2 protein-coding genes are annotated in these 2,640 nt (G+C 70.1%); both read left to right on the top strand.

Annotation, left to right across the window (positions count from 1 at the left end; genetic code table 11):
• The coding region (infB, locus tag AC1DUQ_RS20435; protein ID WP_477074491.1) for a translation initiation factor IF-2 at positions 1-2,090 on the top strand (2,090 nt) is incomplete at its 5' end.
• 96 nt (positions 2,091-2,186) lie between these two features.
• Complete coding sequence (gene rbfA, locus AC1DUQ_RS20430; protein WP_477062927.1) at positions 2,187-2,624, top strand: 30S ribosome-binding factor RbfA; 438 nt, start codon at positions 2,187-2,189, stop codon at positions 2,622-2,624.
• Positions 2,625-2,640 lie beyond the last annotated feature (16 nt).

Raw genomic sequence — 2,640 nt, 5'->3', positions numbered from 1 at the left:
GACCCGGCGGTGCCGGTGGCGGTGCGCGCGGCGGCTACGCCGGTCGTCCCGGTGGCGGTGGCGGTGCGCCCGGTGGCGCCCCCGGTGGCGGCGGCGGTTTCGCCGGTCGTCCCGGTGGCGGTGGCGGTCGTCCCGGCGGTGCCGGTCGCGGCAGCACGCAGGGTGCCTTCGGTCGTGCGGGCGGTCGTCCCGTCCGTGGCCGCAAGTCGAAGCGTGCGAAGCGTCAAGAGTTCGAGCAGATGCAGGCCCCCTCTCTGGGTGGCGTGCAGGTTCCTCGCGGCAACGGCAAGACCGTCGTCCGCCTGCGCCACGGCTCGTCGCTGAACGACTTCGCCGACAAGATCGACGCCAACCCGGCCGCGCTGGTCACCGTGCTGTTCCACCTCGGTGAGATGGCCACGGCGACGCAGTCGCTGGACGAGGACACGTTCGGCACGCTGGCCGAGGAGCTCGGCTACATCATCGAGATGGTGTCGGCCGAGGAGGAGGACCGCGAGCTGCTCGGGGCCTTCGACATCGACCTGGACGCCGAGCTCGAGGCCGAGGGCGACGACGACCTGACGGCGCGTCCGCCGGTCGTCACCGTCATGGGTCACGTCGACCACGGAAAGACCAAGCTCCTCGACGCCATCCGTCAGACGGACGTCGTCGCGGGCGAGGCCGGCGGGATCACCCAGCACATCGGTGCCTACCAGGTGCACACCGTGCACGAGGGCACCGACCGTGCCGTCACGTTCATCGACACCCCGGGCCACGAGGCGTTCACCGCCATGCGTGCCCGTGGTGCGCAGGTGACCGACATCGCGATCCTCGTGGTCGCGGCCGACGACGGCGTGATGCCCCAGACCATCGAGGCGCTCAACCACGCCCAGGCGGCCGGCGTCCCGATCGTGGTCGCGGTCAACAAGGTGGACAAGGAGGGGGCCAACCCCGACAAGATCCGCCAGCAGCTCACCGAGTACAACTTGGTGGCCGAGGAGTACGGCGGCGACACGATGTTCGTCGACGTCTCCGCGAAGCAGAACGTCGGCATCGACCAGCTGCTCGAGGCGGTCCTCCTCACGGCGGACGCGGCCCTCGACCTGCGGGCCAACGCCGACAAGGACGCTCGTGGCGTCGCCATCGAGGCGAACCTCGACAAGGGCCGCGGTGCCGTCGCGACGGTGCTCGTGCAGTCCGGCACGCTGAACGTCGGCGACTCGATCGTCGCCGGTACGGCGTACGGCCGTGTCCGCGCGATGTTCGACGAGCACGGTGAGCCGGTCCTCGTGGCCGGTCCGTCGCGCCCCGTCCAGGTGCTCGGCCTGACCTCGGTGCCCCGCGCCGGCGACACGTTCATCGTGGCTCCGGACGACCGCACCGCGCGTCAGATCGGCGAGAAGCGCGAGGCGGCCGAGCGTGCCGCCCTCCTGGCCAAGCGTCGCAAGCGCATCAGCCTCGAGGACTTCACGCAGGCGCTCCAGCAGGGCAAGGTCGAGACCCTCAACCTGGTCCTCAAGGGCGATGTCTCCGGTGCCGTCGAGGCGCTCGAGGACGCCCTGCTCAAGATCGACGTGGGCGAGGAGGTCGAGCTGCGCGTCATCCACCGTGGGGTGGGTGCCATCACGCAGAACGACGTCAACCTGGCCACCGTCGACTCGGCGATCATCATCGGCTTCAACGTCAAGTACGCGGAGCGCGTCGAGGAGCTGGCGGACCGCGAGGGCGTCGACGTGCGCTTCTACTCGGTCATCTACCAGGCGATCGACGACGTCGAGGCGGCCCTCAAGGGCATGCTCAAGCCGGAGTACGAGGAGGTGCAGCTCGGTTCCGCCGAGGTGCGCGAGGTCTTCCGGTCGTCGAAGTTCGGCAACATCGCCGGCTCGATCGTCCGGTCGGGCCTCATCCGACGGAACACGAAGGCGCGCGTCACGCGTGGCGGCAAGGTCGTCGGCGACAACCTGACGATCGAGTCGCTCAAGCGGTTCAAGGACGACGCCACGGAGGTCCGCGAGGGCTTCGAGTGCGGTATCGGCCTCGGCTCGTTCAACGACGTCGAGATCGGCGACACCATCGAGACCTGGGAGATGCGCGAGAAGCCTCGCGCCTGACCCCAGTGATCACGCCCGCGGGGCGGGCGAGGAATCCTCCTCGCCCGCCCTGTTGTTCTCCCAGGCCATGGCCTGCTCCCGAGAAAGGAATGCCTCATGGCGGACACAGCCCGCGCCCGCAAGCTCAGCGAGCGCATCCAGCAGGTCGTCGCGCAGATGCTCGACACCCGGATCAAGGACCCGCGCCTGGGCTTCGTCACCGTCACCGACGTGCGCGTCACCGGTGACCTCCAGCACGCCGACGTCTTCTACACGGTGCTGGGCGACGACGCCGCGCGCACCGACACCGCCGCCGCGCTCGAGAGCGCGAAGGGGATCATCCGGTCCGAGGTCGGCAAGCAGACCGGGATCCGGCTGACCCCGTCGCTGGACTTCCACCTCGACGCGCTGCCGGACACGTCCGCGCAGCTGGACGCGGCGCTGCTCGAGGCCGCTCGACGCGATCGCGAGGTGGCCGCGCTGGCCGCGCAGGCGAGCTTCGCCGGTGACGCGGACCCGTACAAGAAGGCCGACGAGGACGCAGTCGACGACTGACGACCGGCGCAGGCAC

The organism is Cellulomonas sp. P4_B5_2 (assembly GCF_056402235.1).
This window is presented reverse-complemented; position numbering and strand designations above follow the sequence as displayed.